Genomic DNA, 8001 nt, shown 5'->3' with positions numbered 1-8001 from the left:
GACGGCTGCGACCGCTGCGACGGCTGCGACCGTGTGACGGCTACGCCGCCGCGCCGGCGTCCCTGACGGCGCTCATTTGGCCATGACGCCGTTCAGCTCGTGGAGCAGCCGGGCCAGCTCGGCGACCTCGCTGCGGTCCCAGTGGGCGAGCTGGCGGACGTAGCGGGCGCGGCGGGCCTCGCGGACCGTGCCGACGCGGCGGCGGCCCTCCTCGGTGAGGGTGACGAGCCAGGCGCGGCCGTCGGCGGGGTCGGGTTCGCGGGCGATGAGGCCCAGCTCCTCCAGGGCGCGCAGCTGGCGGGACATGGTGGCCTTGCCGACGCCGATGTAGGCGGCGAGTGCCGTGGCCCGCTGGCCGCCCAGTTCGTCCAGCCGGATGAGCAGTCCGTAGGCGGAGGACTCCAGGTCGGGGTGGACCTCGCGGGCCATCTCGCCCTGGTTGGCGCGGGCCCGCCGCAGCAGCACGGTCAACTCGCGTTCCAGTGACAGGAATTCCTGGTCTGCACCACTGGGTGTCACCTGGCCGACGACGCCCTGGGCGCCACCGTTTCCGTCCTCGTGCACGTCAGCACCCCTGCTCGGTTTCGTGGTGGTGAAAGTTTCCGTCAAAAGTCGTCGTTGCCGCAGCTCCGTCAGTATTTCGCAGGCGTAGACCAACGGCGTCGCCCGGATCCCCTTCCCACTCCGTATCTACGTGCGTAGCTTCTTTACCACGCCCCCACTGGCATGCCCACGCCAGTGGTCGGCGTTCCGCGCCATGAGCCCCCCACAGCTCCCCCCCCCCACTTCGCTCCCCCGGAGGCACGCCATGCCCGTGCTCAGACCCGGTCCCGCCCGCCCCCGCCCCCTCGCCGTCCTCCTCACGGCACTCCTCGCGGCGCTCTCCCTCAGCCTCCCGCTCACCTCCGCACGGGCCGCGAGCGCACCCGCCCGCGGCTCCGCCCACATGGGCATGGGCGTCCTCGCCCACGACGGCCAGGACGGCACGCCCGCGCCCGGTTACGTCACCCAGACCGAGGGCGTCGACGTCGCCGCGTACCAGGGCAACGTCGCCTGGTCGACGCTGTGGAACAGCGGGGTGCGCTGGGCGTACACGAAGGCCACGGAAGGCACCTACTACACCAACCCGTACTTCGCGCAGCAGTACAACGGCTCCTACAACGTCGGCATGATCCGCGGCTCGTACCACTTCGCCACCCCCGACACCACCAGCGGTGCCACCCAGGCCGCCTACTTCGTGGACCACGGCGGCGGCTGGTCCCGGGACGGCCGGACCCTGCCCGGCGCCCTCGACATCGAGTGGAACCCGTACGGCGCCGCCTGCTACGGCAAGACCGCGAGCCAGATGGTCGGCTGGATCGCCGACTTCGTCGCGACCTACAAGGCACGCACCGGCCGCTACCCGGTGATCTACACGGCCACCAGCTGGTGGACCCAGTGCACCGGCAACTACGGCGGCTTCGCGGCGAACGACCCGCTGTGGATCGCCCGCTACGCCGCCGACCCGGGGACGCTGCCGGCCGGCTGGGCGTTCTACACGATGTGGCAGTACACCTCCTCCGGCCCGACCGTCGGCGACCACGACAAGTTCAACGGCGCGCTCGACCGGGTGCAGGCGCTGGCCCTCGGCTGAGGTGCCCCCGGTGGCCCCCGCCGGCCGCGGCCACCGGGTCCGCCGGGTCCGCCGCGCTGCGTTGGTGCTCCGCGCCGCCCGGGATCATGCTGGTCAGGGAGAGCCTGCCGAGCAAGGGCGAGATGAGCGGCGATGGAGCGACAGTCGACGTACACGGCCACGGCCACCATCGATGAGCACGGCATCCTGACCGGCTGGAGCGAGGGCGCGCGGCAGCTGCTCGGCTACGACTCCCCGGCGGTGGTCGGCCGGCCCGCCACCGCGCTGCTCGCCTCCGGCCACACGGCGGTCCGGCGGGCGCTGGCCGGACGCACCCGCTGGAACGGCACCGTCCCGCTGCGCCACCGGGACGGCCGGCTGCTGGAACTGGGCGTGCTCGCCCACCGCCGCAGCTCCCCGGCCGGGGCCGCCGACTGGCTCGTGGTGAGCGCCGTGACGGCCCGCGCCCAGCCGCCGCGCGGCGAACCGCTGGAGGAGTGGACGTTCCTCCAGTCCCCTTTCCCGCTGGCGATCTTCGACGCGGACCTGCGCCTGGTGCGCGCCAACCGCCGGCTGGAGCACGCCCTCGCCCTGCCCGAGGCGGCGATGCGCGGGCTGCGCCTCGCGCACATCGTGCCGGGGGCGGCGAGCGAGGAGGCCGACCGGGCGATGCGGCTGGCGCTGGACTCCGGCCGGCCGCAGGAGGCGCGGGGCCGGCTCGGTCCGGATCTGGAACGGCCCACCGTCCTCACCCCGCTGAAGGACGCCGACGGCCGGGTGCGGGCCGTCTGCCTGTCCGTGCCGCAGCCGTCCCCGGAGACCACCGCCGGGCCGCGGCCCCCCGACGGCTCCGGCCCGGCCGCCGGGACCCTGGGCGACCAGGCACGCGCCGCCCAGGAACTCGGCGAGGTCACGGTTCCCCGGCTGGCCGACGTCATGACGGTCGACCTGCTCGACTCCCCGCGGACGGTCTCCGGTGCCGCCGCACCGGAACAGGTCGTCCTGCGCCGGGCCGCCCTGCGCGCGGTCCCGCACGGCGACCGGCCCGGCCACGGCACCGGCGTCGGCCAGACCGTCGTCTGCCCGGCCGGCTCGCCGCCCGCCCGCTGCCTGGCGGCGGGCCGCCCCCAGCTGTACGACACGACGGACCCGGAGATCGCCGAGTGGGCGGCGCTGGACCCGGGCGCCGGGTGGCTGCGCGCGGCCGGCGTGCGCTCCCTGCTGGCGGTGCCGCTGCTGGTGCCGGACGGCGCCCTGGGCGTGGCCCTGTTCGGCCGGCGCCCCGAGCGCGGGCCCTTCGGGCCCCAGGAGCTGCGGCTCGCCGAGGAGTTCACCGCGAAGGCGGCCACCGGTGTCGAGCAGGCCCACGGCTCCTCCGGGTCCCGTACCACCACCATGACCCTGCAGCGCAGCCTGCTGCCGCACACCCTGCCCGAGCAGGAGGCGCTGGAGATCGCCACCCGGTACCTGCCGGCCGCGACCCGGGCCGGTGTGGGCGGCGACTGGTTCGACGTGATCCCGCTGTCCGGGGCGCGGGTCGCGCTGGTGGTGGGAGACGTGGTGGGCCACGGCATCCGGGCGTCCGCCACCATGGGCCGGCTGCGCACGGCGGTGCGCACCCTCGCCGACGTCGACCTGCCGGCCGACGAGCTGCTCACCCACCTGGACGACCTGGTGCTGCGGCTGGCCGCCGACGAGGGCAGCGCGGACCCGGGTGCCGACACCGCCGGCGGCATCGGCACCACCTGCCTGTACGCCGTCTACGACCCGGTCTCGCGCCGGTGCTCGGCGGCCCGGGCCGGGCATCCGCCGCCCGCCGTGGTGAGCCCCGACGGCACCGTCCGCTTCCTCGACGTGCCCGCGGGGCCGCCGCTCGGGCTCGGCGGGCTGCCGTTCGAGGCGATCGAGACGGAACTTCCCGAGGGCAGCCTGCTCGCGCTGTACACCGACGGGCTGCTGGAGGCCCGCGACCACGACATCGACGTGGCGCTGGACAAGATGTTCGCCGCGCTCGGCCGCCCCGCGACGTCCCTGGAGTCGGTGTGCGACCGGGTCCTCACGGAGCTGCTCAGCCACCGCCCCGACGACGACATCGCCCTGCTGGTGGCCCGTACCCGGGCGCTGCACGCGGACCTGGTCGCCTCCTGGCAGCTGGACGACCGGCCCGCCGTGGTCGCGCTGGCCCGCCGGTACGCGACCGAGCAGCTGTCCGCCTGGGGCCTGGACGAGGCCGCGTTCACCACCGAGCTGATGGTCAGTGAGCTGGTCACCAACGCCATCCGCTACGGCCGCCCGCCCATCCGGCTCCGGCTCATCCACCAGGGCACCAAGCTGATCAGCGAGGTCTACGACGCCAGCGGCACCACCCCGCACATGCGCCGGGCCCGGATCTTCGACGAGGGCGGCCGGGGCCTGCTGCTGGTCGCCCAGCTCGCCCAGCGCTGGGGCACCCGGCACGACCGGGTCGGCAAGACGGTGTGGGCGGAACAGTCGCTGACCGCGCTCTGATCCGCGGACTCGACCGGGGGCGCGGCGCGGCCGGACGTGCCCCCGCTAGCGGGGCGCCCCCAGCACGGGCCCGGCCCAGGCGGGCGGCTCGGGCGGGGGCCCGGGGGCCGCGGCCGGCCGCGGGTGCGCGGGCGGCGGCACGGGCGCCGGTCCCGGACCGCGCGGGCCGGTCCCGGACCGCGCGGGCCGGCCCCGGCGACGGCGCCGCGCAGGGCCGCCACGAACTCCAGGCAGCTGCCGTAGCGGTCGTCGGGGATCTTGGCCCCGATCGGGCCGCAGGCTGCTCGGCAGGCCGGCTCACGCCTGGCTTCCACCGAGTGTCCCCGTTCTTCGGATGTACGGCCGGGGCCCGGGCCCCTAGGTGGACCCGGGCCTCGCCCTTTCCGGCCGCGTCCGTCACGCCGCGGCCGGGACCTCCGGCGCCGCGTCGCTCGTGGCGGGCGCGAGCGCCAGTTCCAGGACCTGGCGGACGTCGGTGACGGCGTGGACGTCCAGCTTGTCCAGCACCTCGGCCGGCACGTCGTCCAGGTCGGGCTCGTTGCGCTTGGGGATGATCACGGTGGTCACCCCGGCGCGGTGGGCGGCGAGCAGCTTCTGCTTCACCCCACCGATCGGCAGCACCCGGCCGGTCAGCGAGACCTCGCCGGTCATGGCCACGTCCGTGCGGACCAGGCGGCCGGAGAGCAGCGAGGCGAGGGCCGTGGTCATCGTGACGCCCGCGCTCGGGCCGTCCTTCGGCACCGCGCCCGCCGGGAAGTGGATGTGCACGCCCCGGTCCTTCAGGTCGGCCACCGGCAGTTCGAGTTCGGCGCCGTGGCTGCGCAGGAAGCTCAGCGCGATCTGCGCCGACTCCTTCATCACGTCACCGAGCTGCCCGGTGAGGGTCAGACCCGCCGCGCCCGTCTCCGGGTCGGCCAGGGACGCCTCCACGTAGAGCACGTCACCGCCGGCGCCGGTGACCGCGAGGCCGGTCGCCACACCGGGCACGGCCGTACGGCGCTCGGCCGGGTCCTGGGCGGACTCGGGCACGTGGTGCGGCCGGCCGATCAGGGCGCGCAGATCGCCGCCGGTGACGGTGAACGGCAGCTCCCGCTCGCCCAGTTCGTGCTGGGCGGCGATCTTGCGCAGCAGTCGCGCGATGGACCGCTCCAGGGTCCGCACGCCCGCCTCGCGGGTGTACTCGCCGGCGAGCTTGCGCAGCGCGCCCTCCTCCAGCGTCACTTCCTGCGCGTCCAGGCCGGCCCGCTCCAGCTGGCGCGGGAGCAGGTGGTCGCGGGCGATGACGACCTTCTCGTCCTCGGTGTAGCCGTCCAGGCGGACGATCTCCATGCGGTCGGCGAGCGCCTCCGGGATCGCCTCCAGGACGTTGGCGGTGGCGAGGAAGACCACGTCGGACAGGTCGAGTTCGACCTCCAGGTAGTGGTCCCGGAAGGTGTGGTTCTGCGCCGGGTCGAGCACCTCCAGGAGGGCGGCGGCCGGGTCGCCCCGGAAGTCCGAGCCCACCTTGTCGATCTCGTCGAGCAGGACCACCGGGTTCATGGAACCGGCTTCCTTGATCGCCCGCACGATCCGGCCGGGCAGCGCGCCGACGTAGGTGCGGCGGTGGCCGCGGATCTCGGCCTCGTCGCGGACGCCGCCGAGGGCGACCCGGACGAACCTGCGGCCCATCGCGTGGGCGACGCTCTCCCCCAGACTGGTCTTTCCGACACCGGGCGGGCCGACCAGGGCGAGTACGGCACCGCCGCGCCGGCCGCCGATGACGCCGAGCCCGCGGTCGGTGCGCCGCTTGCGCACGGCCAGGTACTCGGTGATGCGCTCCTTGACGTCCTCCAGACCGGCGTGCTCGGCGTCGAGGACCGCCTGGGCGCCCTGGATGTCGTACGCGTCCTCGGTCCGCTCGTTCCACGGCATCTCCAGGACGGTGTCCAGCCAGGTGCGGATCCAGGAGCCCTCGGGCGACTGGTCGGAGGCGCGCTCCAGCTTGTCGACCTCCTTGAGGGCGGCCTCGCGCACCTTCTCCGGCAGGCCGGCGGCCTCGACGCGGGCACGGTAGTCGTCGGACTCCTCGGCGGAATCCTTGGAGTTCTTGCCGTTCAGCTCGCGCAGCTCCTTGCGGACGGCCTCCAGCTGACGGCGCAGCAGGAACTCGCGCTGCTGCTTGTCGACGCCCTCCTGGACGTCCTTGGCGATGGTCTCGGCCACCTCCTGCTCCGCGAGGTGGTCGCGCAGCAGCTGCGTGGCGAGCTTGAGCCGGTCCACCGGATCGGCGGTCTCCAGCAGTTCGAGCTTCTGCTCGGTGGTCAGGAACGGCGAGTAGCCGGAGTTGTCGGCCAGCGCCGGCACGTCGTCGATGGCCTGGACGCGGTCCACGACCTGCCAGGCGCCGCGCTTCTTGAGCCAGGTGGTGGCGAGCGCCTTGTACTCCTTGACCAGCTCGGCGACCTGGCCGGGCAGCGGCTCCGGGACGTCCTCCTCGACGCGGGCGCCCTCGACCCAGAGCGCGGCGCCCGGGCCGGTGGTGCCGGCGCCGATGCGCACCCGGCTCCGGCCGCGGATCAGGGCCCCCGGGTCACCGTCGGCCAGCCGGCCGACCTGCTCCACCGTGCCGAGGACGCCGGTCCTGGCGTACGTGCCGTCGACGCGCGGCACCAGCAGCACCTTGGGCTTGCCGGGTTCCGAGCGGGCGGCGGCCTGCGCGGCCTCCACCGCGGCCCGCACCTCGGCGTCGCTCAGGTCCAGCGGAACCACCATCCCGGGCAGCACGACCTCGTCGTCGAGCGGCAGCACGGGCAGGGTCAGCGTGAACGCCGGTGACTCAGCAGCCATGATTTCCCCTTAGGCAGTCAACTTGAGCTATGCCGACTCAATGTTCTGGCGCGGCCCATTGTTCCCGGGCAGGTGTTCGCTAGGAGCGATCATGTGTGCCGGAGGGGCGGCGGGGTCCGGACCGCCCGGTGCCGGCGCCGGACCAGCGGCCAGGCGGCCACCCCTGCCACCAGGGCGATCACATGCCCCCAGCCGGTCAGCGGGTCCGTACCGGACACGAGGCCGGTCAGCAGGACCCAGGAGGTCAGGGCCAGGGCGGGCCAGCGGAGCCGGGGGCGGAGCAGGCCGGCCAGGGCGCCGGTGCTCGTGGCCACGCCGAAGCTGATGCCGTAGTCGAGGCGGTGCAGCGAGGAGCCGGGCAGGTGGCCGGCGAGGACGGCGAGACCCACCGGGACCTCGGTGGCGAGGGTGGCCAGTACATGACCGGCCACGAAGACGCCGGCGGCCCACACTCCGCCTATGCGCCGCTCCAGCGCGGTGAGCACCAGCACGAACAGGGCCGCATACGGCGAGACGACCCCGCCCGCGATCCACAGCGCGCTCGCCGGCAGCACCAGCAGCGGTGTGCGCACCAGGTGGGCGACGTCCGTGCTGGAACCCTGCTGGAGCGCGTGCACCAGGGCGGGGTCGGCCAGGGCCGCGACCAGGGAGGTGACGGCCAGGACGGCCGCGTAGGCGACGGTGAACGGGGTGCCGGCCGGGGTCGGCAGCAGGCACCGGGGACGTGCCCGGGTCGGCAGCAGGCACCGAGGACGTGCCCGGGGCGGCACCAGGCGCCGCGGACGCGCCGGCGAGAGGCCCGGCGGGGCGGGGGCAGCGGCAGGGCCCGCGGCACCCGCGCGCGGGCGGGGCAGGCCGTCCAGCAGGCCGCCCAGGGCCGGGGGCGGCACGGCGGCCGTGCCGTCCGGGAGGGCGGCGTCCCGCGCCGGGTCCGTCGTACCGCGTTCCACGCCGAAGCGCTCCTTCCGTCGCGCCCCACCCTTCGTGCTCGGCGCGCCGGTGTCCATGACCGGCGCCACGCGGGAGCGGATTCACAGCAAGCTCTCACCCCCCGG

The 8001-nt window shown here is 75.0% G+C and carries 5 protein-coding genes; 2 read left to right on the top strand and 3 right to left on the bottom strand.

Translation table 11 applies throughout. The annotated features are described in order from the left end of the window. Positions 1-72: 72 nt before the first annotated feature. Positions 73-564 (bottom strand): MarR family winged helix-turn-helix transcriptional regulator, encoded by a 492-nt coding sequence (locus IE312_RS13910; RefSeq protein ID WP_189981596.1) that lies wholly within the window; start codon positions 562-564, stop codon positions 73-75. Positions 565-808: 244 nt separating this feature from the next. Here IE312_RS13910 and IE312_RS13905 point away from each other — a divergent pair, with 244 nt between their 5' ends. Continuing rightward, the gene (locus IE312_RS13905; protein ID WP_189981594.1) at positions 809-1633 is read left to right on the top strand and encodes a lysozyme; all 825 of its coding nucleotides are present in this window, start codon (positions 809-811) and stop codon (positions 1631-1633) included. A 132-nt stretch (positions 1634-1765) separates the two neighbouring features. Next, positions 1766-4120, top strand: coding sequence for a SpoIIE family protein phosphatase (locus IE312_RS13900; RefSeq protein ID WP_189981592.1), 2355 nt, complete (start codon positions 1766-1768; stop codon positions 4118-4120). Positions 4121-4516: 396 nt separating this feature from the next. Here the strand turns inward: IE312_RS13900 and lon are convergent, their stop codons facing one another. Further along, positions 4517-6946, bottom strand: coding sequence for an endopeptidase La (gene lon, locus IE312_RS13895; protein WP_189981590.1), 2430 nt, complete (start codon positions 6944-6946; stop codon positions 4517-4519). An 89-nt stretch (positions 6947-7035) separates the two neighbouring features. Continuing rightward, complete coding sequence (locus IE312_RS13890) at positions 7036-7896, bottom strand: rhomboid-like protein (RefSeq protein WP_189981588.1); 861 nt, start codon at positions 7894-7896, stop codon at positions 7036-7038. Positions 7897-8001 lie beyond the last annotated feature (105 nt).

Source organism: Streptomyces capoamus, from assembly GCF_014654935.1.
GTDB classification, from domain to species: domain Bacteria; phylum Actinomycetota; class Actinomycetes; order Streptomycetales; family Streptomycetaceae; genus Streptomyces; species Streptomyces capoamus.
The sequence above is the reverse complement of the archived record's forward strand: the minus strand, read 5'-3'. Positions and strand labels throughout refer to the sequence as shown.

Coding starts and splice junctions, on each gene's coding strand:
- IE312_RS13905 (WP_189981594.1), top strand. CDS start 809: ATGCCCGTGCTCAGACCCGGTCCCGCCCGCCCCCGCCCCCTCGCCGTC.
- IE312_RS13900 (WP_189981592.1), top strand. CDS start 1,766: ATGGAGCGACAGTCGACGTACACGGCCACGGCCACCATCGATGAGCAC.
- lon (WP_189981590.1), bottom strand. CDS start 6,946: ATGGCTGCTGAGTCACCGGCGTTCACGCTGACCCTGCCCGTGCTGCCG.